This window comes from Sphaerisporangium sp. NPDC004334 (assembly GCF_053602655.1).
This window is the reverse complement of the sequence record NZ_JBSGDZ010000001.1, coordinates 363,873-390,177: the sequence shown is the minus strand read 5'-3', so window position 1 is coordinate 390,177 and position 26,305 is coordinate 363,873. Positions and strand designations below refer to the sequence as shown.

Genomic DNA, 26,305 nt, shown 5'->3' with positions numbered 1-26,305 from the left:
ACGCTCCTATCGGGGTGAGTCGCCCGGGCGGGCGGGGGGCAGCAGGATGCCGTTGTTGGCGCTCAGGCCGCCGTCGACGGGAAGGGTGACGCCCGTGATGTACGAGGCGGCGGGCGAGGTCAGGAACCAGATGGCCTCGGCCTGCTCTCGGGCCTGCGACCAGCGGTGCTGCGGAATCCGCGCGAGGATGGCCGGGCCGAGCACGGGATGGGCGGCGGCGCCGGCGTTGAGCCCCACCGACACCCCGCCGGGCGCGATGGCGTTGATCCGGACGTTCTCGACCGCGTAGTCGACGGCCAGCCCGCGCACGAGGTTGACCAGCGCCGCCTTCGTCGCGTTGTACGCCCAGGTACCCGGGTCGCCGCCGAGACCGGAGATCGAGGAGGTGACCACGATCGAACCGCCCCCCGAGGCCCGCAGCGCGGGCAGCGCCGCCTTCACGCCGAGCACGACGCCGCGCACGTTGATCGCCCAGATGCGGTCGAACCGCTCGATCGCACCAGGTGACTCCAGCGGCCCGGCGCCGCCGACGCCCGCGTTCAGGACGACCGCGTCGAGCCGGCCGAACCGGCTCAGAGCCAGCTCGGCGAAAGCGTCGTTGGTCTCCTCGGCGGAGACGTCCCCGGCCAGGGTGGCGATGCCGTCACCGGCCAGTTCGTCGAGGCCGCGCTTGTCGGCGTCGACGGCGACCACGCGGGCGCCCCGCTCGGCGAACAGCCCCACGATGGCTCGGCCGATCCCACCGGCGGCACCGGTGACGGCCACGACCTGTGTGCTCATACGCTCCTCTTCTCGATGGTCTCGATCCAGTCCCGCACGGCGGCCACCGTGGTGCCGGAGTGCTCCTCCAGCACGGTGAAGTGGTCGCCGGGCACGTCGGTGGTCTCGTGCGGCAGCGGCCAGGAGGGCCGCCAGTCCAGCCGGCCCGTCGGGTCGACGATGGTGCCGCGCAGCGGCTCGGCGGCGCGGACCATGAGGGTGGGGGCCGAGATCGGCTTGGGCCGCCACCCGGCCAGCACGACGCCGTAGCCGCCCATGGTGGTGAGGCTCGCGTCGCTCCACACCATGCGGTAGCGCTCGATGCGTTCGAGCATCCCGGTGAGCATCGCCTTCAGCCACCACTCGCGCAGGCCCTCCAGGGTGGGGCTGTCGATCGGGTAGGAGTCGATCAGCACCAGCCCGGACGCCGGCAGCCCCCGGTTCTCCAGTTCCTCCGCGACCGAGTGGGCCACGCAGCCGCCCATCGACCGGCCGACGATGACGTAGGGCCTCCCGCCGACCAGCTTCGCCACCGTGTCGGCGTGCATCCGGACGTAGGTCTCCTCGGTGTCGGGGAGCAGGTCCTGCGGGTCGTAACCGGGCGACGGGAGCACGTGCACGTCCCGCAGGCCGTTCAGCGCCTGGCCGAAGCGGGCGTACTCGTGCGGGCCGGAGATGGCGCTGACGGCGGGGAAGCAGATGACGGCGACCGGCGCCGGGCCCTCGGCGAGGCGGATCGGGGGCAGCACGTGGCCGGGGGTCTGCTCGGCGGTGAAGGCGCCGCGCAGCCGGGAGGCGACGCCGATCAGTTCGGCCGCCGCCGCGTACTGGCCCTTGGCGTACAGGGCGCGGTACAGCTCCGACAGCGGGCCCTGGCGGACCGGCTCCGGGTCCGGTTCAGGCCCGGCCGTATCCAGCCTGGTCAGCAGATAACCGGTGAGGGCCTCGGCGGTGCCGTGGTCGAAGGTGACCGTGGCGGGCAGCCGCAGCCCGGCCAGGGCGTCGAGGCGGTTGCGCAGTTCCACGGCGGTCAGGGAGTCCAGGCCGAGTTCGCTGAACGGGCGGCCGGGAGCGATCGAGGCCGCGTTCGCGCCGAGCACGGCGGCGACCTCGGCGGTGACCGCCTCCAGCGCGGCCTCCTCGCGCCGCTCTCCGGGCAGCCGGGCGAGACGGTGGGCGAGCGCCGGCCCGGCCGCCGCGCGCGACGCGGCGGTGCGCCGGGCCGGGCGGACCAGGCCCCGCAGCAGGGCGGGCGGCTGCTCGTCCCGGGGCCGCAGATCGAAGCGGGCCGGGACCAGGAGCGGCTGGTCCCGTTCGAGGGCCGCGTCGAACAGCGCCAGCCCCTCCTGTGTGGTCAGCGCGCGGAGCCCGGCGCGCGCCGCCCTGGCCCGGTCGGCGCCGGTGAGGTGGGCGGTCGTCCCGGTCGGGCGCTCCCACAGGCCCCAAGCCAGCGAGAGGCCCGGCAGGCCGAGGGCACGGCGGTGCGCGGCCAGCGCGTCCAGGAAACCGTTGGCGGCGGCGTAGGAGGCCTGCCCCGGGCCGCCGAGCAGCCCGGCCACCGACGAGTACAGCACGAAGGCGGCCAGGTCGTGGCCGCGCGTGAGTTCGTGCAGCACCCACGCGCCGCCGGCCTTGGCGCGCAGCACCCGCTCCACCCGTTCACCGGTGAGCGACTCCACCAGGCCGTCGTCGACGACGGCCGCCGCGTGCACCACCGCGGTCAGCGGCCGGTCCAGGGGGATCGCGGACAGCACCGCCGCGACCGCCGTGCGGTCGGCCACATCGGCGGCGGCGACGGTCACGTGCGCGCCGAGCCCGGTGAGCTCCTCCTCCAGGCCGGGTTCCAGGCGCCCGCCACGGCCCAGCAGGACCAGGTGGCGGGTGCGCCCGGTCCGCACCAGGTGCCGGGCGAGTTCCCCCGCGAGCGCCCCCGTACCGCCGGTGATCAGCACCGTGCCGTCCTTGTCCCACTCCCGCGCCGCCGCGCCGTCGTGCGCGGACGCGCCGTCGTGCGCGGACACGCCGTCGAGCGCGGACACGCGCGCCAGCCTCGGCGCCAGGAGCCTGTCCTGCCGCACCGCCAGCTGCGGCTCTCCCGAACCGAGCACGGCGGCGACCGCCCGGCGCGCCGCCTCCGGCGCCCCGTCGTCGGCGTCCACCAGGAAGAACCGCCCGGGATGTTCCGCCTGTACGGATCTGACCAGCCCCCAGACCGGCGCGACGACCGGGTCCGGGTTCTCTTGCGGGGTTACGGCGACGGCATGCCGGGTGAGGACGACCAGCGGCTTCTCGCTCTCCTCCGAGAGCCACCGCCGCACCTGGCCGAGCACCCGGTTCACGTGCCCGTGGACGGCGTCCGGCGTGTCCAGATCGCCGAACTCCTCGCCGGTGACCTGGACGACGCGGGACTCCACGCCGGGTTCCGCGACGCCGGGCTGCTCGCCGGAGGGCCGCGGGGTCACCTCGGTCCAGGTGAGCGTGTACAGGGAGTCGTGGCCCGCCGGGCGCAGCCGGTCGGCCGAGACCAGGCGGGCCCGCAGCGAGGCGACCGACACGACCGGCGCGCCGGTGTCGTCGGCGGCGTGCAGGGACAGCTCGTCGGGACCGTGCAGGACCAGCCGGACCCGCAGCCCGGCGGCGCCGGAGGCGTGCAGCCGGACCCCTCCGTAGGCGAAGGGCAGGCGGTTCCGCCCCTGCGGCACGTCCTTGAGCCCGTGGTGCGCGGCGATGTGCAGGGCGGCGTCGAGCAGCGCCGGGTGCACGCCGAACCGGTCCGCCTCGCCCCGTTCGGCCTCCGGGAGCGCGATCTCGGCGAACAGCTCGTCGCCGTCCCGCCAGGCGGCGCGCAGCCCTTGGAAGGCGGGCCCGTAGGTGAGGCCCGCGTCGGCGAGCTCCTGGTAGAGGTGCTCGATGTCGACGGGTACGGCGCCCGGCGGGGGCCACCGGTCGATGCTCTCCGGGGCCGGGCCCGATTCGGCGAGGGTTCCCGCCGCGTTCCGGATCCAGCCCTCGCCGCTGCTGGAGTGGATGGTGACGGGACGGCGGCCCTCGTCGTCGAGCGCGCCGACGTGGACCTGGACGTCGACCGCACCGTCGGCCGGGACGACGAGCGGGGCCTCGACGACGAGCTCGTCGAGGGCGGGCAGGCCGACCTCGTCCCCGGCTCTCACGGCCAGCTCGACCAGGGCGGTGCCGGGGACGATGACGGTGCCCATGACGGTGTGCCCGGCCAGCCAGGGATGGGTGCGCAGCGACAGCCTCCCCGACAGCAGCACGCCGCCGGCGTCGGCCAGCACGGCCGTCGCGCCCAGCAGCGGATGCCCGGCCGCGGTGAGGCCGAGCGCCGCCGGGTCGCCGGAGCCCAGCGTGGGGGGTTCGAGCCAGTAGCGGTCGTGCTGGAAGGCGTAGGTCGGCAGGTCGACCCGGCGCGCCTGCGGGAGCACGGCCTCCCAGTCGACCGGCCGGCCGTGGATGTGCGCCCGGCCCAGGGCGAGCAGCGCGGTGCGCTCCTCGGACCGGTCGCGGCGCAGCACCGGGACCAGGGACCGGTCGGCGGGAAGCGATTTGCTGGCCATGCCGGACAGGACGGCGTCCGGGCCCAGTTCCAGGAACGTCGTGACCCCCGCCGCGTCGAGGGTCACGATGGCGTCGGCGAACCTGACGGGTTCGCGCACCTGACGAACCCAGTAGTCCGGTGTGCCGACCTCTCCGATCTGACCGGTCAGCGTGGACACCAGCGGAACGCGCGGCTGGTGGAAGGCCACCGATTCGAGCACCTCGCGGAACCCGTCCAGCATCGGTTCGAGCCGCGCGGAGTGGAAGGCGTGACTCACCTCCAGCCGCCGGGTGCGGCGGCCACGTGCGGCGAACCCGGCCACCACCGACTCGACCGCGTCCAGGTCACCGGTCACCACCACCGACGACGGGCCGTTGATCGCGGCGATCTCCACGGTGCCCGGGATCTCCTGCTCGGTGGCCTCGACGGCCGCCATCGCGCCACCCGGCGGCAGCGCCTGCATCAACCGCCCCCGGGCCGCGACCACCCGCGCCGCGTCCGCCAGCGACCACACCCCGGCCACATGCGCCGCCGCGAGCTCCCCGATCGAATGCCCGGCCACATGATCGGGCCGCACACCCCACGACTCCAGCAACCGGAACAATCCCACCTGCAACGCGAACAGCCCGGTCTGCGTGTAGACGGTCTGGTCGAGGAGACCGTCGGACCCGAAGACCACATCCCTGACCGAAGCCCCGTCAAGGTGCCGGTCCACCTCGGCCACGGCCGCGTCGAACGCCTCGGCGAACACCGGGAACCGGTCGTACAGCTCCCTGCCCATACCCTCCCGCTGACTCCCCTGCCCGGTGAACAGATAGGCCAGGTGCCCGCCCGCCCGGCCGGTGACCACCGAGGCCGACGGCTCGCCCGCCGCCAGCGCCCGCAGCGCCTCTGCCAGCTCGGCCGGGGTCGCCCCCACGACCACGGCCCGTTCGTCGAGCCGCGCCCGGGTGCGGGCCAGCGACCACGCCACGTCCGCCGGGTCCTGACCCGAGGCCGCGAAGTCGGCCAGCCGGGCCGCCTGGGCGCGCAGCGCGCCGGGCGTGCGGGCGGAGACCGCCCAGGGCACCCGGCCCGTCCGGGCGGGCCTGCCCGGCTCGGTGGCGGCCGTGGCCGGGGCCTCCTCGATGATCACGTGGGCGTTGGTGCCGCTCACGCCGAACGCCGACACCCCGGCCCTGCGCGGCCCCTCCGACGGCCAGTCGCGGGCCTCGGTGAGCAGCTCCACCTCGCCCGACGACCAGTTCACATACGGAGAGGGCTCATCGACGTGCAGGGTCCGCGGCAGCAGCCCGTGCCGGATCGCCTGCACCACCTTGATCACCCCGCCGAGGCCGGCCGCCGCCTGGGAGTGCCCGATGTTGGACTTCAGCGAGCCCAGCCACAGCGGACGGCCCGGCGCGCGGCCCTGGCCGTAGGTGGCCAGGATGGCCGCGGCCTCGATCGGGTCACCTAGCCTGGTGCCGGTGCCATGGGCCTCCACGAGGTCGATGTCGGCCGCCGACAGGCGGGCCCCGGCCAGGGCGGCCTGGATGACGCGCTGCTGCGACGGGCCGCTCGGCGCGGTCAGGCCATTGGAGGTGCCGTCCTGGTTCACCGCCGAACCGCGCACCACCGCCAGGATCGGGTGGCCGAGCCGCTGCGCGTCCGACAGCCGCTCGACCAGCAGGAACCCGGCCCCCTCCGCCCAGCCGGTGCCGTCGGCGGAGGCGGCGAACGCCTTGCAGCGGCCGTCGGCCGACAGGCCGCGCTGGCGGGAGAACTCGACGAAACCCTGTGGGGTCGCCATCACCGACACGCCTCCGGCCAGGGCCAGGTCCGACTCTCCCGACCGCAGCGACAGCGCCGCCAGGTGCAGCGCGACCAGCGACGACGAGCAGGCCGTGTCGACCGTCACGGCCGGGCCCTCGAAGTCGAAGGCGTAGGCGATGCGACCGGAGGCGACGCTGCGCAGCGTCCCGATGCCGATCTGCCCCTCCAGCTCCACGGGATGACCGGCCCCGACGCCGTAGTCGCCGCCGGCCAGCCCCGCGAACACGGCGGTACGACTGCCGCGCAGCGTCCCGGGGTCGATCCCGGCCTGTTCGAACGCCTCCCACGCCGTCTCCAGCAGCAGCCGGTGCTGCGGGTCGATGGCGAGGGCCTCGCGGGGGGAGATGCCGAAGAACCCGGCGTCGAACCCGGCCACGTCGTCGATGAACCCGCCGTGGCGGGTGGTGGAGGTGCCCTGGTGGTCGGGGTCGGGGTCGTACAGCGAGCCGAGGTCCCAGCCGCGGTCGGCGGGGAACTCGCTCACCGCGTCGCGCCCGGAGGCCACCAGCTCCCACAGGTCCTGCGGCGAGCTGACCCCGCCGGGGAACCGGCAGGCCATGCCCACGATCGCGACCGGTTCCCGCCGCGCCGACTCCACCTCGTGGAGTCGGGACCGCAAGGTATGGACGTCGGCGATGGCGCGCTTCAGATAGTCGCGAAGCTGTGCGTCGTCAGCCATGGGAGAACGCTCCTAAAGCGGGTCGTGGTCGAGGAGGCGGAACAGCTCCTCATCGGTGGCGGAGTCGAGGTCGACCGTCGTGCCGGGGCCGGTGTCCCATTGGTCGAGCAGCCGCCGCATCCGGCCGAGCAACTCGGGTTCGGCGCCGGCGGACAGCGCCGTCTCCAGGTAGTCCAGGGAGGCCGCCGCGTTGGGGAACCGGACGGCCGTGCCGGACAGCTCGTCGCGCAGGTAGGCCGCGATGGCCGCCGGGGTCGGGTGGTCGAAGACCAGCGTGGGCGGCAGTTCCAACCCGGTCGCCGTGCTCAGCCGGTTGCGCAGGTCGACGGCGGTCAGCGAGTCGAGCCCGACGTCGCGGTAGGGCCGTCCGAGTTCCACCGCCCCGGCGTCGTCGTGGCCGAGAACGATCGCCGACTCGGTCCGCACCACCGCCAGCACGGCGGCTTCGAGGTCGGCGCCGGTGAGCGTGGCCAGCGACGGCGCCTGCGCCGGTTCCGCGGTGACGACGTCGGCGGCGCGCGGCCCGGCGGGGGCGTGGTCGAGCCAGTAGCGGCGGCGGTGGAAGGCGTAGGTGGGCAACGGCACCCGGCGGGCGCCGGGGAAGACCGGCAGCCAGTCCACCGCGACACCGCGCACATGCACCTCGGCCAGCGAGGTGAGCAGGCGCTCGCGTCCGCCCTGGTCGCGGCGCAGGGTGCCCGCCACCACGACCGGCCGGCCCGCCAGCGTCTCCTGGACGCCCGAGGTCAGCACCGGATGCGGGCTGACCTCGATGAACACGCCGTAGTTCTGGTCGGCGAGGCCCCGCACGGCCTCCTCGAACCGGACCCGCTCCCGCAGGTTCGCATACCAGTAGCCGGCGTCCGCCGGGGTGTCGCCGAGCCAGTCACCGGTGACCGTGGAGAACAGCGGCACCCGGCCCCGCCGCGGCCTGGTCGGCGCGAGGGCGTCGCGGACGGCGGTCTCGACGCGCTCGATGTGGTGGGAGTGCGAGGCGTAGTCGACGGCGATCTCCCGGGCCCGCGCGCCCTCCGCCTTCACCGCCTCGACCAGCGCCGCCACCGCCTCGGGATCGCCGGACACGACGACCTGCGCGGGGCTGTTCACCACCGCGATCGACACCCCCGGTCCGAGCCGGGGTTCGACCTGGTCAGGCGGCAGCGCGATGGAGGCCATGGCCCCGGTGCCGGCCAGCGCGACGATCGCCCTGCTGCGCAGCGCCACGACGCGGGCGGCGTCCTCGATGGTGAGCAGGCCCGCCACGGCGGCGGCCGCGATCTCGCCCTGGCTGTGCCCGACGACCGCGTCCGGCCGGACGCCGTGGTGCTCCCAGACGGCGGCCAGCGACACCATGACGGCCCAGAGCAGGGGCTGGACGACCTCCACCCGGTCGGAGCCGTCTCGCAGGGCGCGTTCGGGGCTCCAGTCGATGTACGGCGAAAGGGCCCGCGCGCACTCGGCGAACCTGGCGGCGAAGACGGGCGAGCCTTCGAGCAGTTCGACCGCCATGCCGGCCCACTGCGACCCCTGCCCGGGGAAGACGAACACGACCTTGCCCTCGGCGTCGGCGGTGCCGCGGACGAGTCGCCTCGCGGAGGTCCCGGCGGCCAGCGCGCGGGCTCCCTCGGCGAAGCCCTCCCGGTCGCCGGCCACGATGACGGCGCGCTGCTCGAACGCGGCCCGGGTGGTGACCAGGGAGAAGCCGACGTCGACCGGATCGGCGGCGACCTCGGCGAGCCGGGCCGCCTGGCCCGCCAGCGCCTCGGACGTCCGGGCGGAGATCGGCCAGACCGTAAGCGGATCCGGCCGCCGCGCCGTTTCGGGGGCCGTTTCGGGGGCCGTTTCGGGGCCTGTTTCAGTGGCCGTTCGGGGGGCCGTCTGGGGGGCCGTTCCTGGGGCCGGCGCCTGTGCCGGTTCCGCCGCCGGGGCGTCGGACGGCTGCTCGATGATGACGTGGGCGTTGGTGCCGCTGACGCCGAAGGAGGAGATCCCCGCCCGGCGGGGCCGCTCCGCGGTCCATTCGCGGGGTTCGGTGAGCAGCCGGACCGCGCCCTGCGACCAGTCGACGTGCGGAGTCGGCTCGTCGACGTGCAGGGTCCTCGGCAGCACGCCGTGCCGCATCGCCTGGATCATCTTGATCACCCCCGCCGCGCCGGCGGCGGCCTGGGTGTGGCCGATGTTCGACTTCAGCGAGCCGAGCCAGAGCGGGTCGCCGGGCCGGTCCTGCCCGTAGACGGCCATCAGGGCCTGGGCCTCGATCGGGTCGCCGAGCGTCGTCCCGGTCCCATGACCCTCGACCACGTCCACCTCGTCCGGGGCGAGCCCGGCGGTGGCCAGGGCCTGCCGGATCACCCGCTGCTGGGACGGCCCGTTGGGGGCGGTCAGCCCGTTGGAGGCGCCGTCCTGGTTGACGGCGGTGCCGCGGACCACGGCGAGCACGGGATGGCCCAGCCGGCGGGCGTCGGACAGCCGCTCGACCAGCAACAGAGACACCCCTTCGGCCCAGCCCGTGCCGTCGGCCGCCGCCGCGTACGCCTTGCACCGGCCGTCGGCGGCCAGGCCGCGCTGCCGGGAGAACTCGACGAACACCGACGGCGTGGCCATCACCGCGACTCCGCCCGCCAGCGCCAGGTCCGACTCTCCGGTGCGCAGTGACTGCACGGCCAGGTGCAGCGCCACCAGCGACGACGAGCAGGCCGTGTCGACGGTGACCGCGGGCCCCTCGAACCCGAAGGAGTAGGCGATCCGGCCGGAGGCGACGCTGCCCGCGTTGCCGTTGGCCAGGAAGCCTTCCAGGGCGACCGGCGCGGTCCCCGCGGGGGGCGCGTAGTCGTGGTACATGACCCCGGCGAACACCCCGGTACGGCTGCCGCGTAACGTCTCCGGGTCGATCCCGGCCTGCTCGAACGCCTCCCACGCCGTCTCCAGCAGCAGGCGGTGCTGCGGGTCGGTGGCCAGCGCCTCGCGGGGCGAGATGCCGAAGAACGCCGCGTCGAACTCGGCGGCGTCGTGCAGGAACCCGCCGTGCCGGGTGTAGGAGGTGCCGGGACGGCCGGGGTCGGGGTCGTACAGCGAATCGAGGTCCCAGCCCCGGTTCTGCGGGAACCCGGAGATCGCGTCGCCGCCCGACTCGACCAGCCGCCACAGGTCGTCGGGGCCGGCCACGCCGCCGGGCAGTCGGCAGGCCATGCCGACGATGACGATCGGGTCCTCACCGGTCCGGGCGCGCCTGGTCACGGCGGCGGGAGCGGCGGGGGCCTCCGGTTCGAGCAGGGTCTCGATGAAGGCGGCGACGGCGGTGGGCGTGGGGTGGTCGAAGGTCAGCGTGGCGGGCAGCCGCAGCCCGGTGGCGGCGGTGAGCCGGTTGCGCAGCTCGACCGACATCAGCGAGTCGAGCCCGAGGTCACCGAAGGGCCGCTTGGCGCCGACCGCGCTCGTGCCCAGTACCGCTCCGGTCTCCGCGCGGACCAGGGTGAGCACGGCCTCGCCGCGGGCCTCCCCGGCCAGACCGGCGAGCGTGCGGGCCGGCAGGTCGTCCTGGGGGGCGGACACGCGTACCGGCCTCGCGACGCCGCGCATCAGCGGCACGGCGGCCGGATCGAGCGCGGCCGGGATCACGACGGGGGCCCGCACGCCGAGCGCGGCGTCGAACAGCTCCAGGCCGGTGGCGGTCGCCAGCGGCCGGACCCCGCTCCTGGCCACCCTGGTCAGGTCGGCCTCGCTGAGGTGGCCGCTGATCCCCGTGCTCTCCGCCCACAGGCCCCAGGCCAGCGACACGGCGGGCAGGCCGAGCGCGCGGCGGTGCGCGGCCAGGCCGTCGAGGTAGGCGTTGGCGGCGGCGTAGGAGGCCTGACCGGCGCTGCCGAGCGTGGCCGCGATCGACGAGTACAGCACGAACCACGCCGGCGGCCGGTCCATGGTCAGCTCGTGCAGATGGCGGGCGGCGTCGGCCTTGGGCCGCAGCACGGCCGACACCCGCTCGGGGGTGAGCGAGCCGAGCACTCCGTCGTCGACGACTCCGGCCGCGTGCACCACGGCGGTCAACGGGTGCTCCCGCGGCACGGTGGCCAGCACGCCTTCCAGGAAGTTCCGGTCGGCCACGTCACCGGCGAGGATGTCGACCCGGGCGCCGAGCGCGGCCAGTTCCTCCCGCAACTCGATCGCTCCCGGCGCGCCCGCGCCGCGGCGGCTGGTCAGGATGAGCCGCCGGGCGCCGTGGCGGGTGACCAGATGCCGGGCCAGCAGAGCCCCGAGGCCGCCGGTGCCGCCGGTGACCAGCACGGTCCCCGCGGGGTCGAGCGGCGCGCCCGCCTCTCCCGTGGTCCTGGTGAGGCGGGGCACGAGAGCTCGCCCGTCCCGCACCGCGAACTGCGGCTCGCCGGCGGGGATCGACGACGGAACGTTCCCGTCGATCAGGACGATGCGGCCCGGGTGCTCGGTCTGGGCCGACCGCACCAGCCCCCAGACGGCGGCGGCCGTGGGGTCGGCGGTCTCGCCCGGCAGGGCCGCCACCGCCCCGGACGTGCGGACCACGATCGTGCCGGGCTCGTCGAGCCGGTCGCGCAACTCGGCGAGCAGGCCGTTCACCACGTCATGGAGACCGCGCCCGTCCTGCGCCGCCTCGGTGGCGGCGGCCACCCCGCCGGTCGCGGCCAGGTCTGTCGTGGCCACGTCGATCGTGGTGGCGGTCCGCGCGGGCGGCCCGGCCGGGGCGTCGATCCATTCCACCGCGTAGAGGGCGGCCGGCCGGAGGGCGCCGGGGTCGATCGGGCGGGAGCGCAGGCCCTCGACCGACACGATCGGGGCGCCCGCGGCGTCGGCCAGCTCCACCGTCCACTCGTCGGTGCCCGCCGGGACCAGCCGGACGCGGGCGCCGGCGGCTCGCGGGCGGTGGACGCGGACTCCCCGCCAGGCGAACGGGACCAGCAGGCGGCCCGGGTCGGCGGCCAGGTGGAGGGCCGCGTCCAGCAGGGCCGGGTGCACGGTGAACCGCCCGGCGTCCTCACCGTCCTGGAGGGACACCTCGCCGTAGATCGTCTCACCGTCACGCCAGGCCGCGGTCACGCCCTGGAAAGCGGGGCCGTAGTCGAGCCCGGCCGAAGCGAGCGTCTCGTACAGGTGCTCGACGCCGAGCGGCTCGGCGTGCTCGGGCGGCCATACGCCCGTGCCGGCTTCCCGTTCGCCGTGGGCGGTCGCCAGGCGGCCGGTGGCGTTCCTGACCCAGTCGCCCTGGCCGGATCGGGAGTGGACGACGAGGTCGCCGCCGTCCAGGGCGAGCTGGAGGTCGGTGTCCCCGTCGCCCGGAATGACCACCGGGCTCTCGATGACCAGCTCGGAAAGGACGGGCAGCCCCGCCTCCGCGCCGGCGCGCAGCGCGAGGTCGACCAGGGCGGTGCCGGGCAGGACCGTGGTGCCGGCGATGGCGTGGTCGGCGAGCCACGGGTGGGTGCGCGTGGAGAGCCGGCCGGTGAGCAGCACGCCTCCGCCGGCGAGGTGGACGACGGCGTTCAGCAGCGGATGGTCGTGTGTTCCCGCCGCGGCCCCGTCCGGCACGTCGAGCCAGTAGCGGGAGCGCTGGAACGGGTAGGTGGGCAGGCCGGCGCCGCCCACGCCGGGAAGAAGGGCGTCCCAGTCGATTCGCCTGCCGTGAATGTGGGCGTGCCCGAGGGCGAGGAGCGCGGTGAGGTCCTCGGGCCGGTTCTTGCGCAGGACCGAGGTGACGACCCGGTCGGCGGGCAGCGATTCGCGGGCCATGCCGGACAGGACGGCGTCCGGGCCCAGTTCCAGATAGGTCGTGACGCCGGCCGCGTCCAGGGTGGTGACGGCGTCGGCGAACCTGACCGGTCGCCGTACCTGATCGACCCAGTGGTCCGGCGTGCCGACCTCACCGGTCCCTCCGGTGAGGGTGGAGACCAGCGGGATGCGCGGCGGGTGGTAGGTCACCGATTCCAGAACCCGCCGGTAGTCGGCCAGCATCGGGTCCAACCGGGCGGAGTGGAAGGCGTGGCCGACGGTGAGCCGCCGGGTCCGCCGGCCCCTGCCCGACAGGTCCGCGACGACGGCCTCGACCGCGTCCTGGTCACCGGTCACCACGATCGAGGACGGGCCGTTGACCGCGGCGATCTCCACGGTGCCCCGGATCTCGTCCTCGGTGGCCTCGACGGCCGCCATCGCGCCACCGGCCGGCAGCGCCTGCATCAATCGGCCGCGGGCCGCCACCACGCGCGCCGCGTCGGCCAGCGTCCACACCCCCGCGACATGCGCCGCCGCCAGTTCCCCGATCGAATGCCCGGCGACGTGGTCCGGCCGCACCCCCCACGACTCCAGCAACCGGAACAACCCGACCTGCAACGCGAACAGCCCCGTCTGGGTGTAGACGGTCCGGTCGATCAGACCGCCGGACCCGAACACCGCCTGACGTACCGAGACACCTTCGAGGTGCCGGTCGAGTTCGGCCACGGCCGCGTCGAACGCCTCGGCGAACACCGGGAACCGCTCGTGGAGCTCCCGCCCCATCCCCTCCCGCTGACTTCCCTGCCCGGTGAACAGATAGGCGAGCTCGCCCCCCTCGGCACCGGTCACGACCTGCGGCGAGGACTCCCCCGCCGCCAGGGCGCGCAGCCCGGCCACCAGTTCGGCGCCGTCCGACCCGACCACGACCGCGCGTTCGTCCAGCCGGGCCCTGCCGGTGGCGAGGGACCGGGCGACCGCCGCCACGTCGGACGGCTCCGCCAGGTGCGCGGCCAGCGAGGCGGCCTGGGCCCGGAGCGCCTCGGGCGTCCGCGCCGACACCACCCACGGCACCGGCCCCTCGCTCGTCCCCGCCGGCCGCGCCGTCTGCGCCGTCTGCGCCGGAGGGGACGCGGGGGCCTGTTCGATGATGACGTGCGCGTTGGTGCCGCTCACGCCGAACGCCGACACCCCCGCCCTCCGGATGCCTTCCGCGGGCCACCGACCGGCCTCGGTGAGCAGGCGGATCGTCCCCGCGCTCCAGTCGACGTGCGGCGTGGGCTCCCGCACGTGCAGCGTCCTCGGCAGCACGCCGCGCCGGATCGACTCGATGACCTTGATGACTCCGGCCACGCCGGCCGCCGCCTGGGTGTGCCCGATGTTCGACTTCACCGAGCCCAGCCAGAGTGGCCGCCGGGGGTCGCGGTCCTTGCCGTAGGTCGCCAGCAGCGCCCCCGCCTCGATCGGGTCACCGAGGGTCGTCCCCGTGCCGTGGGCCTCCAGCAGGTCGACCTCACCCGCGGACAGCCCGGCCGCCGAAAGGGCGCTTTGGATGACCCGCTGCTGTGACGGGCCGTTGGGCGCGGTGAGGCCGTTGGAGGCGCCGTCCTGGTTGACCGCCGAACCGGTCAGCACGGCCAGCACCTCGTGGCCGTGGCGCCGGGCGTCGGAGAGGCGTTCGAGGAGCAGGAACGCCGCGCCTTCGGCCCAGCCGGTCCCGTCGGCGGAGGCCGCGAAGGCCTTGACGCGCCCGTCGGGGGCCAGGCCACGTTGCCGGGAGAACTCCACGAACCCCACCGGAGACGTCATCACGGTCACGCCCCCGGCCAGCGCCAGCTCCGACTCCCCCGACCGCAGCGACCGGGCCGCGAGGTGCAGCGCCACCAGCGACGAGGAGCACGCGGTGTCCACGGTCACCGCCGGGCCCTCGAAGCCGAAGGTGTAGGCCACCCGCCCCGACGCGACGCTCATGGCCGTGCCGATCGACAGGTGGCCCTCCACGGCCGCCGGGACGGACGGCAGCCGCGCCGCGTAGTCCTGGCCGTTCATCCCGGCGAACACGCCCGTGCGCCCGCCGCGCCACGCGGTGACGTCGAGCCCGGCCCGTTCGAAGGCCTCCCAGGCCAGCTCCAGCAGCAGGCGGTGCTGCGGGTCGGTGGCCAGCGCCTCTCTCGGGGCGATGCCGAAGAAGCCGGCGTCGAAGTCGGCCACACCGTCCAGGAAGCCGCCGTGGCGGGTATAGGTGGTGCCGGGCCGGTCCGGGTCCTCGTCGTACAGGGCGTCGAGGTCCCAGCCCCGGTCGGAGGGGAAGGCGGTGACGGCGTCGGTGCCGTCCTCCAGCAGCCGCCACAGGTCCTCGGGTGACCGGACGCCGCCGGGGAACCTGCAGGCCATGCCGATGACGGCGATCGGCTCGGTCTGTTCTCGCTGGACCTGGTCGAGCCGTCGCCGGGTGTCGTGCAGTTCGGTGGAGACCCGCTTGAGCAGGTGCCTGATCTGGTCGTCGCTCATGTGTCGTCTGTCCAAAGGTCAGGAGATGCCGAGGGTTCGGGTGATGAAGTCGACCAGTTCGTCGTCGCCCGCCGGCGCGAGGTCGGGCCCGCCGTCCCAGGCGGCGGCCAGGGAGCGCAGCCGGGCGGCGGCGGCCTCCCGCTCGCGCGGGGTCGCCTCGGCCGTGGCCAGCTCCTCGATGCGGTCCAGCAGGCCGGTCGCGGCGGGCGCGGCGGGCGCGAGTTCGGTCAGCAGGTAGGCGGCCAGCGCCTCGGGGGTCGGGTGGTCGTACACCATGGACGGCGGCAGCCGCAGGCCCGTCGCGGCGCCGAGCCGGTTGCGCAGCTCGACCGAGGTGAGCGAGTCGAAGCCCTGGTCGCGGAAGTTCGCCCGGGGGTCGACGGCGTCGGCCGAGGAGCGCCCCTGCACGGCGGCGACCTGCGTGCGGACCAGCCGCAGCACCGTCCGGTGGCGGTCGGCGCCGCCGAGCCCGGCCAGCCGGGCGGCCAGGTCCTCCTCCACGACGGCCTGCGGGGCGCCGGCGTGGGCCTCCTGGAGTTCGCTGACCAGGGAACGGGGACGGGTGGCGAAGAGGGTGGCCCAGTCGGCGTCGGCGATGACGACGTCGACCTCGCCGCGGTCCAGCGCCCGGCCGAGAGCGGTGATCGCGGTCTGCGGATCCATGCCGCGCAGGCCGTGGCGGGCGAGCGCACGGCCGGCCTCGGAGCCGGCGATGCCCGCGCCGGCCCAGTGGCCCCAGGCGATGGAGGTGGCGGGCAGGCCCTGGGCGTGGCGGCGGGCGGCCAGCGCGTCCAGGTAGGCGTTGCCGGGCGCGTAGTTGGCCTGCCCCGGCACGCCGCACACGCCGGCCAGCGAGGAGAACAGGACGAACGCGGTCAGATCGAGGTGGCGGGTCAGTTCGTCCAGGTGGCGGGCGCCGCCCGCCTTGACCCGCAGCACGTGTTCGGCCCGGCCCGGCGTGAGGTCGGTGATCACGCCGTCGTCCAGGACGGCGGCGGCGTGGAAGACGGCGGTCAGCGGCCGGTCGTCCGGGATCGCGTCCAGCACCCGCTGGAGCGCGGCCCGGTCGCCGACGTCGGCGGCGGCGAAGGTGACCTCGGCGCCCTGCGCCGCGAGACGGTCGCGGAGCTCGGCCGCGCCGGGGGCGTCCGCGCCGCGCCTGCCGACCAGCAGCAGGTGCCGCACGCCGCGTCCGGCCAGCAGCCCCGCGAGGTGGCCGCCGAGCGCGCCGGTGCCGCCGGTCACCAGGACCGTCCCGGTCGTCGTCCACGGAGTGCCCTCCGGTGGCTCGGGTGGCGGGGTGGTCCGGGCCAGGCGGCGGGCGTACCGGCCGGAGTCGCGGATCGCGATCTCGTGCTCGGGGCCGCCGAGGGCGTCGGCGAGGCGGTCCCAGTGGGCCGGTCCCGCGTCGGCGGGCAGGTCGGCGAGGCCGCCCCAGTTCTCCGGGCTCTCGGCGGCGGCGATCGCGGCGAGGCCCCACAGCAGCGCCTGCGCCGGCTCGGGCGGCGTGTCGCCGAGGCCGGTCGACACGGCGTTCCTGGTCACGTACCAGACGGGCGCGGCCAGGCCCGCGTCGTGCGCGGCCTGCAGAAGAGCCAGATTCGTCTTGTACGCCCATGGCAGGTCTTCGCGGGCGTCCACGCCGGAGTCGGCGAGCAGGGACAGCACCCCGGTGACCGGCCCGGCCGCGGCCAGTCGCGGGGCCAGTTCCTCCCGGCCCTCGTGGGTGACGGTCAGCCTGACGGTCTCGCCTCCCCGGCGCTCCAGCGCCCGTTCGGCGGCGTCCCCGGTGGCGTCCCCGGCGCTCTCCGGGACGACCACCAGCCATCTGCCCAGTCCCGTTGCGGCGGGGAGGTCGGGCAGGTGCCGCCACACGACCTGGAGCCGCCAGGCGTCGGCGCCGTGGGGTTGTCCGGCCTGGGCGGGCCTGGTGGCGTCGAGCCAGAAGCGCTCGCGCTGGAAGGCGTACAAGGGGAGCTCGACCCGGCCGGCGCCGGGCAAGACCGCCTCCCAGTCGATCCGCCGGCCGTGGACGTGGGCGTGGCCGAGCGCCAGCAGCGCGGTCGTCTCCTCGGGCCGGTCCTTGCGCAGGACGGGGACGACGACCCGGTCGGCGGGCAGCGATTCGCGGGCCATGCCGGACAGGACCGCGTCGGGCCCGAGTTCGATGAACGTCGTGACGTTCGCGGCGTCGAGGGTGATGACCGCGTCGGCGAACCTGACGGGTTCCCGTACCTGACGGACCCAGTGGTCCGGCACGGTGACATCGCCGGCCTGGCCGGTGAGGGTGGACACCAGCGGGATCCGCGGCTCGTGGAAGGCCACCGATTCCAGAACCTGGCGGAACTCCGCGAGGATCGGGTCCAGCATCCTGGAGTGGAAGGCATGGCTGACCGTCAGCCGCCGCGCGCGCCGGCCCCGCTCGGTGAACTCCGCGACGAGGTCGCCGATCACGTCCTCGTCGCCGGTGATCACGACGGAGGACGGGCCGTTGACCGCGGCGATCTCCACGTCGTACGGGACCTCGCTCTCGGTGATCTCGACGGCGGCCATCGCACCCCCCTCCGGCAGCGACTGCATCAGCCGGCCGCGTGCCGCGACGACCCGCGCCGCGTCCGGCAGCGTCCACACCCCCGCGACATGCGCCGCCGCCAGCTCCCCGATCGAATGCCCGGCGACGTGGTCCGGCCGCACCCCCCACGACTCCAGCAACCGGAACAGAGCGACCTGCAACGCGAACAACCCGGTCTGGGTGTAGAGGGTCTGATGCAACAACCCCCCGGAACCGAACACCACGTCTTTCAACCGCACCCCGCCGAGATGACGATCCAGCTCGGCGACGGCCGCGTCGAACGCCTCGGCGAACACCGGGAACCGGTCGTACAGCTCCCTGCCCATGCCCTCCCGCTGGCTGCCCTGCCCGGTGAACAGGTACGCGAGGCCCCTGCCCGCCCGGCCGGTGACCACCGAGGCCGACGGCTCCCCCGCCGCCAGCGCCCGCAGCCCCGCCACCAGGTCGTCGCGATCTCCGACGACCACCGCGCGTTCGTCCAGCACCGCGCGGTGGCGGGCCAGGGAGTGGGCGGCGTCGGCGAGGCCGAGATCGGGCGTGAGGAACTCGGCCAGCCGGCCGGCCTGCGCCCGCAGCCCGGTGAGGGTCCGGCCCGAGACCACCCACGGGACGGCCCCGGCCGGTCGTCCCGGCGAGGTGGCGGAGCCCGGCGCAGGGGCGTGCCCGAGAACGACGGGGGCGCCGGAGCCCGGCGCGGCCGGGGCCTGCGTGGCCGTGGGCGTCGCGGCGGCCGGGGCCTGTTCGACGATCACGTGGGCGTTGGTGCCGCTCACGCCGAAGCTCGACACGGCCGCGCGGCGGACCACCTCCGCCGGCCAGGGGCGGGCCTCGGTCAGCAGTTCCACCTCGCCCGCCGACCAGTCGACGTGCGGAGACGGTTCGTCCACGTGCAGCGTGCGCGGGAGCAGTCCGTACCGGATCGCCTGCACGACCTTGATCACGCCGCCCACGCCGGCGGCGGCCTGGGAGTGGCCGATGTTGGACTTCAGCGAGCCCAGCCACAACGGGCGGCCCGGCTCGCGGCCCTGACCGTAGGTGGCCAGCAGCGCGCCCGCCTCGATCGGGTCGCCGAGGGTGGTGCCGGTGCCGTGCGCCTCCATCAGGTCGACCTCGTGCGCCGCCAGCCCCGCCGCGTCCAGCGCGCGGCGGATGACGCGCTGCTGGGCGGGGCCGTTGGGGGCGGTGAGCTGGCTGCTGCGGCCGTCCTGGTTGACGGCGCTGCCCCGCAGCAGGGCCAGCACCCGGTGGCCGTGCCGCCGGGCGTCGGAGAGGCGTTCGAGCGCCAGCAGCCCGGCGCCCTCGGCCCAGGCCGTGCCGTCGGCGGCGCGCGCGAAGGCCTTGATCCGGCCGTCGGCGGCCAGGCCGCGCTGGCGGGAGAACTCGATGAACATCCCGGGCGCCGCCAGCACGGTCGCGCCGCCGGCCAGGGCGAAGGAGCACTCCCCCAGCCGTAGCGACTGCGCGGCCAGGTGCAACGCCACCAGGGACGACGAGCACGCCGTGTCGACGGTCACCGCCGGGCCTCCGAAGCCGAAGGTGTAGGCGAGCCGTCCCGAGGCCACGCTCGTGGTGTTACCGGTCAGCACGTAACCGTCGGTGCCGCGGGCGGGCGGATGGTGCAGGCTGGGTCCGTACTCCTGGGAGATGACCCCGGCGAACACGCCGGTGTCGCCGCCGCGCAGCGCGGCCGGATCGATGCCGGCGTCCTCCAGGGCCTGCCACGCCGTCTCCAGCAGCAGCCGCTGCTGCGGATCGATCGCCAGCGCCTCCCTCGGCGGGATGCCGAAGAACTCCGCGTCGAAGTCGCCGGCGTCGTACAGGAAGCCGCCGTCCCTGACGTAGGAGGTGCCGCGATGCCCGGGGTCGGGGTGGTAGAGGCCGTCGAGGTCCCAGCCCCGGTCGGCGGGGAACGGCCCGATGGCGTCCCGCTCCTCGACCACCACCCGCCACAGGTCGCCGGGCGAGGCGATCCCGCCGGGCAACCGGCACGCCATGCCGACGATCGCGATCGGCTCCCTGGCGGCCGACTCGACGGCCTCCAGCTTCTGCCGGGTCTGGCGCAGCTGGTGGGTCACCCGGTTGAGGTAGGTGCGGAGTTTCTCTTCGTCGGACATGTGCGGGGTGCCCTTCACGAAAGACGCAGTTCGTTCTCGATGAGCTCGAAGAGCTCGTCGTTCGTCGCCCCGTCGATCTCACCGTCGAACTCGGGGCCGGTGTCTGGTCGGAATTCCTGCTCGGTGTGCGGATCCGGGTCCGCCGGCTGCTCGGGGAAGATCCGTTCCCCGAGGTACGCGGCCACGGCCAGTGGGGTCGGAAAGTCGAAGACGAGCGTCGATGGCAGCCGCAGCCCGGTCGCCCGCTCCAGCCGGACGCGCAGCTCGACGCTGCTGAGCGAGTCGAACTCGCCGTCCAGGAAGCCCCTGTCCGGCGGCACGGCCGAGATGTCGGTGTGGCCGAGCACGGCCGCTCCCGTCGTCTGGACCAGCTCGATCAGCCGGTCGAGCCGTCCGGGTTCGGAGCGGCCGAGCAGCTCGGTCACCAGCGCGTGGTGCGCCGGGTCCGGCGTCTCGGGTGCGGTCGCCGTCTCACCGGGCCCGGGGACGAGGGTCCCGCTCGCGTGCCGCACCCAGGGGCCGGCGGCGGACCGGCGGGAGTGCACGGTCACCGTACGGTGTCCCTCACCGCCGTCCGCGCCCACCAGCACCTGCACCTGTGCCGCCGCCGGCAGGGGCGTCTCCACGGTGAGCTCCCTGAGGAGCAGGAGGCCCGCCCGGCGCGCGGCGTGCGCGGCCAGGCCGGCGGCGTCTGCGTCGGGCTCTGATTCGGGCAGCCGGCCGGTGTGGACGGTGGAGCCGTCCGCCAGGTCGATCTCGGTGGTCAGCACCGGGTGGCCGGTGGCGCCCGTCCCGGCGGAGGGGGCGGGGGTCAGCCAGAAGCGGCTGCGCTGGAAGGCATAGGTGGGCAGGCCGGCGGGAGGCGCGCCCGTGTCCGCCACGCCGGCGCGCCAGTCGACGCGCACTCCGGCGGTGTGCAGCTCGGCCAGGGCGGTGCGGAAGGCGAGCGGTTCCGGCCGGCCGCCCCGGGACGCCGCCGTGACCAGGAGGTTCTCGTTGGAGCCGAGGATGTCCAGGGCGAGGGAGGTGAGCGCCCCGCCGGGACCCGCCTCCAGGTAGTCGGTGACGCCGAGCGAGCGGAGCGTCTCCACGCCGTCGCGGAACCGGACCGCCCGCCGGATGTGCCCGGCCCAGTAGCCGGGGTCGCGCACCTCGTCCCCGGCCAGGCCGCCGGACACGTTCGAGACGAGCGGCAGGCGCGGCGCGGCGAAGCTCACCCGCTCGGCGACCTTCAGGAACTCCGCGAGGACCGGGTCCATGTGGGAGGAGTGGAAGGCGTGGCTGACCTGGAGCGGAGTGGCCTGGCGGCCCCGCTCGCGCCACCGGGTCACCAGTTCGGCGACGGCGTCGCGGTCGCCGGACACCACGACCGAGTCCGGGCCGTTGACGGCGGCGAGGTCCACGGTGCCTCCGATCTCGTCCTCGGTGCCGCGCAGGGCGGCCATCGCGCCGCCGGCGCGTGCCGACTGCATGAGCCGGCCCCGGGCGGTGACCAGCGCCGCGGCGTCGGCCAGGGAGAACACCCCGGCGAGGTGGGCGGCGGTCAGCTCGCCGATCGAGTGCCCGATCAGATGGGTCGGCCGCAGCCCGAACGACTCCGCGAGCCGGAACAGCGCGACCTCGAAGGCGAACAGCGCGGGCTGGGTGTACTCGGTGGTGTCCAGCGCCCCCTGCCCGCCGGTGAACATGACCTCCCGGATCGGCAGGCCGAGGTGGGGGTCGAGGTGCCCGGCGACCTCGGCGAGCGCGTCGGCGAAGACGGGGAACGCGGCGGCCAGCTCCCGGCCCATCCCGGCTCGCTGGCTGCCCTGGCCGGTGAACATGACCGCGAGCCCGCCCCGGCGGGTGGCGGTCCCGCGCACCAGGCCCGGCAGGTCGGCCCCCTCCGCCAGCGCCGCCAGCGCGGCCGGCCCGTCCTCGTGCGGGTCGCCGAGCAGCACCGCCCGGTGCTCGAAGAGCGCACGGCCGGTGACCAGGGTCCGGGCGAGCCCGGTGGTGTCGGGGTCGCCGGCCAGCCACTCGCTCAGCCGGGCCGCCTGGGCGCGCAGCGCCCGCTCCGACTTGGCCGAGAGCACCAGCGGCCCGCCGGGGCCGGTGATGTCGCGAGGCTCCGGTTCCGGGGCCTGCTCCAGGATCAGGTGGGCGTTGGTGCCGCTGATGCCGAAGGAGGAGACGGCGGCGCGGCGCGGGCGGCCGGTCCGCGGCCAGGGGGTCGGCTCGGTGAGCAGCGCCACCTCGCCCGAGGCCCAGTCGACGTGGGGTGAGGGCCGGTCCACGTGCAGGGTCGCCGGAAGGGCGGCGTGCCTAATGGCCTGCACCATCGCCACCAGGCCGGTGACTCCGGCCGCCGCCTGGGTGTGACCGAGGTGGGATTTGGTCGAGCCGAGCAGCAGGGCCTTCTCGCGGTCCTGCCCGTAGGTCGCCAGGATCGCCCCCGCCTCGATCGGGTCGCCGAGGGTGGTTCCGGTTCCGTGGGCCTCGACCGCGTCGACGTCGCCGGGACCAAGCCCGGCCGAGGCGAGCGCGGCCCTGATCACCCGCTCCTGCGACGGGCCGCTCGGCGCGGTCAGGCCGTTGGAGGCACCGTCCTGGTTGATCGCGCTTCCCCGGACCACCGCCAGCACGGGATGACCCGCACGCCGCGCCGCCGACAGGGGCTCCAGCAGGACCAGCCCCACCGCCTCGGCCCACGCGGTGCCGTCGGCGGCGGCGGCGAACGGCTTGCACCGGCCGTCCGGGGCCAGCCCGCCCTGGCGGCTGAACTCGGTGAACATGCCCGGCGTGGACATGACCGCCGCGCCGCCGGCGACCGCCCGGTCGCACTCGCCGCGCCGCAGCGCCTGCACCGCCAGGTGGACGGCCACCAGCGACGACGAGCACGCCGTGTCGATGGTGATCGCCGGTCCCTCAAGCCCGAGGGTGTAGGAGATGCGGCCCGACGCCACGCTGGTCAGGGTGCCGGTGAGGGCATGGCCCTGGTAGTCGTCGGGGGTCTCGTGCAGACGGGGGCCGTACTCCTGCGGGGTGACGCCGACGAACACCCCGGTACGGCTGCCGCGCTGCGCCGAGGGGTCCATCCCGGCCCGCTCGTACAGCTCCCACGCCGCTTCCAGCAGCAGCCGCTGCTGCGGGTCCATGACCGCGGCCTCCCGGGGGCTGAGCCCGAAGAAGGCGGCGTCGAACCGGTCGGCGTCGTGCAGGAACCCGCCGGAGCCGGTGACCGAGCCGCCGGCGCCGCGCAGCCGGGCCAGGTCCCAGCCCCGGTTGCCGGGGAATCCCGTGATGACGGCCTGGTCGGCGGACAGGACCCGCCACAGCTCCTCGGGGGTGTGCGCGCCGCCGGGCCAGCGCCCGCTCATGGCGACGACGGCGATCGGCTCCTCGCTCGCCGTGACGACGGCCTCCTCCCGCCGTGCGGCGCCGGACAGGTGGGCGGCGACGGCCCGGACCGTCGGGTGGTCGTAGACGAGGGAGGAGGACGGCCTGCGGCCGGTGGCGTCGGCGAGACGCTGCGCGAACTCCACGGCCGCCGCCGAGTCGAACCCGAGGTCCTTGAAGGTCACGTCGGGGTCGACCTCATCGCCCGACGCGTACCCGAGGACGAGCGCCGCGCTGGCGGCCACGATCTCAAGGAGCGCTTCCGGCCCGGCCTCGGCGGCGGTGGCCGCCACGGCTTCGGCCGCGGCTTCGACGGTTTCAACGGCTGCGGCGGCTGCGGCGGAGATCTGGGCTTCGTGCCCGGCGGCGGGCGCGTGGGGCGTGATCCACAGACGGCGGCGCTGGAAGGGGTAGGTGGGCAGGTCGACGAGGCGGGCGTCCGGGCCGATCAGCCCGGCCCAGCCGACGGCGCCACCCGCGCAGTGGAGGCGCCCGGCGGACAGCAGCAACTGCCGCAGCCCGCCGTGGTCGCGGCGGAGGGTCCCGACGGCGACCACGTTCTCGGCGCTCTCCCGCACCCCGTCCACCAGCAGGGGATGCGGACTGCTCTCCACGAAGACGTCGTGCCCGTCGGCGACGGCGCTCCGCACGGCCCGATCGAACTCGACCGGCTCACGGAGGTTGCGATACCAGTACTCGGCGGTGAGCCCCGCCGTGTCGAGGGGCCCACCAGTGACGGTGGAGTAGAAGGCCACCTCAGCGGCGTGCGGGGTGATCCCGGCGAGCTCCTCCAGGAGTCGATTCCGCAGGGGTTCGACGTGCGCCGAATGCGAGGCGTAGTCGACCGGCACGGCCCGCGCCCGCACCCCCTCCGCCTGGTAGAGGGCGACCAGCTCGGCGACCGCGTCGGCGTCCCCCGACACGACGGTCGAGGCGGCCCCGTTGACGGCCGCCACCGCCAGCCTGCCCCCATGAGCGGCCAGCCGCTCGCGCACGGCGTCCACCGGCAGGAGCACCGAGGCCATACCGCCGCGGCCGGCGATCGCGGTGATGACCCGGCTGCGCAGCGCCACCACGGTGGCGGCCTGCTCCAGCGACAGGGCGCCCGCGATGTGCGCCGCCGCGATCTCTCCCTGCGAGTGCCCGATGACCGCGTCGGGGCGCACCCCGGCGGCCTCCCAGAGCCGGGCCAGCGCCACCATGACGGCGAACAGCGTCGGCTGCACCACCTCCGCCCGGTCGGCGGAAGGCGCGCCCGGACGGCCGGTCAGCAGGTCGGGCAGCCACCAGCCGGTGTGCGGGGCCAGCGCCCGCGCGCTCTCCTCGATCGACCGGGCGAAGACCGGGGACTCGCGCAGCAGCGCGACGGCCATCCCCGTCCACTGCGACCCCTGCCCGGGGAACACCAGCACGGTCCGGCCGCGCGGCCGCGCCACGTCCCGCACCAGCGCGGCCGCCTGTGCGCCCCTCGCCAGCGCACGCAGACCGTCTCTGACCTCGGCCTGGTCCCCGGCCAGCACCGCCCGGTGCCGGAACGCCGTCCGCGTCACCGCCAGGGACAGGGCGACATCCGCGTCGGCAGGAGCGCCGGGCCCGTCCAGCGTCTTCAGAACACCGGCCGCCTGGTCCCGCAGGGCCCCCTCACCGGCGCCGGACAGCACCCACGGCAGCACGCCGGATGCCGAGGCGCCGCGCTCCGCGACGGGTCCCCCGGTCCGACCCGTCTCCCCGGTCTCCCCGGTCACCCCGGTCTCACCGGTCTCCCCGGTCTTCCAGGTCTTCCAGGTCTGTCCGGCCTCCCCAGACTGCCCGGTCCGCCCTGTCTCAGCGGGAGCCTTGGGCGCTCCTGGCGCCTCGGTCACCACCACGTGGCAGTTGGTGCCGCCCATGCCGAACGAGCTCACCCCTGCCACCAGCGGGCGGTCCGGGCGGGGCCATTCCCCGCCCGACGTACGGACCCGGAGGCGGAGTTCGTCGAAGGGGATGGCGGGGTTCGGGGTCTGGTAGTTCAGGCTGGCGGGCAGGTGCCGGTGGGAGACGCTGAGGACCGCCTTGAGCAGGCCGGTGATGCCCGCCGCGCCCTCCAGATGGCCGACGTTGGTCTTGACCGAGCCGACGTGCAGCGGCTCGGCCCTACCGGCCCCCAGGGCGGCGCCGAGCGCGGCGGCCTCCACCGGGTCGCCGACCTTGGTGCCGGTGCCGTGGAGCTCGACGTACTGCACGTCGGAGGGGTCGGCGCCCGCGCGCGTGACGGCCTGCCGGACGACCTCCGCCTGCGCCTGCGGGTCGGGCACGGTCAGGCCGGAGGTGTGGCCGTCGTGGTTCACCGCCGACCCCGCGATCAGGGCGTGCACGCGGTCGCCGTCTTCCCGGGCCTGGTCGAGCGTCTTGAGGACCAGCGCGACGCCGCCCTCTCCCCGCACATATCCGTTCGCCCGGGCGTCGAAGGTGTGGCACCGCCCGTCCGGCGACAGCGCGCCGAACCTGCCGGCGGCCACGGCGCCGTCGGTGCCGATGTTGAGGTGGACGCCCGCCGCGATGGCCACCGCCGACTCGCCCGACCTCAGGCTCTCCGCGGCCAGGTGCACCGCCACCAGCGACGACGACTGCGCCGAGTCGACCGTCAGGCTCGGCCCGCGCAGCCCCAGCAGGTGCGAGACCCGGTTGGCCATAAGCCCCCGGTTGAGCCCGGTCAGGGTGTGCCGGCTCACGGCGGCCGGGCCGCCGCGGGCGACGAGGGCGGCGTAGTCGGCCGCGATGGCCCCGACGTAGACACCGGCCGAGGTCGCGGCGAGGCGGGCCGGCGGGATCCTGGCGTCTTCCAGCGCCTCCCAGGCCAGTTCCAGGACGAGCCGCTGTTGCGGATCCATCTCCGCCGCCTCACGCGGGGAGATGCCGAAGAACTCGGGGTCGAACCCGTCGAGCTCGTCGAGGAACCCGCCGAACCGGGGCGCGTCCGGCGCCTCCTCCCACCGCCCCTCAGGAGGCGCGGTGATCGCGGAGCGCGCGTCTCGCAGCAGCTCCCAGAACGCCGCCGGATCGGGCGCCTGCGGCAACCGGCAGGCGATCCCGACGACGGCGACGGCGACCGATCTGGAACGGCCCACACTCATTTTCGCTCCACATTAAGAACCGGCGGCAAGCTCTTAAAAGATTCGCCAACCGACCCCTAATGCAGTACCCCTAAAAACCCC

At 75.3% G+C, this 26,305-nt stretch carries 5 protein-coding genes; all 5 read right to left on the bottom strand.

Annotated features, from left to right (window positions below):
* Window positions 1-6: 6 nt before the first annotated feature.
* The 5 genes from ACWEN6_RS01565 to ACWEN6_RS01545 are packed head-to-tail and all read right to left on the bottom strand — an operon-like array spanning window position 7 to window position 26,224.
* On the bottom strand, window positions 7-780 hold the full coding sequence (locus ACWEN6_RS01565; protein WP_452568437.1) for an SDR family NAD(P)-dependent oxidoreductase: 774 nt from the start codon (window positions 778-780) through the stop codon (window positions 7-9).
* On the bottom strand, window positions 777-6,806 hold the full coding sequence (locus tag ACWEN6_RS01560; protein ID WP_452568436.1) for an SDR family NAD(P)-dependent oxidoreductase: 6,030 nt from the start codon (window positions 6,804-6,806) through the stop codon (window positions 777-779). The genes ACWEN6_RS01565 and ACWEN6_RS01560 overlap by 4 nt, the downstream gene beginning before the upstream one ends.
* 12 nt (window positions 6,807-6,818) lie before the next feature.
* Window positions 6,819-15,047 (bottom strand): SDR family NAD(P)-dependent oxidoreductase, encoded by an 8,229-nt coding sequence (locus tag ACWEN6_RS01555; protein ID WP_452568435.1) that lies wholly within the window; start codon window positions 15,045-15,047, stop codon window positions 6,819-6,821.
* 18 nt (window positions 15,048-15,065) lie between these two features.
* On the bottom strand, window positions 15,066-19,733 hold the full coding sequence (locus tag ACWEN6_RS01550; RefSeq protein WP_452568434.1) for a type I polyketide synthase: 4,668 nt from the start codon (window positions 19,731-19,733) through the stop codon (window positions 15,066-15,068).
* Window positions 19,734-19,747: 14 nt separating this feature from the next.
* The gene (locus ACWEN6_RS01545; protein ID WP_452568433.1) at window positions 19,748-26,224 is read right to left on the bottom strand and encodes a type I polyketide synthase; all 6,477 of its coding nucleotides are present in this window, start codon (window positions 26,222-26,224) and stop codon (window positions 19,748-19,750) included.
* Window positions 26,225-26,305: the final 81 nt, after the last annotated feature.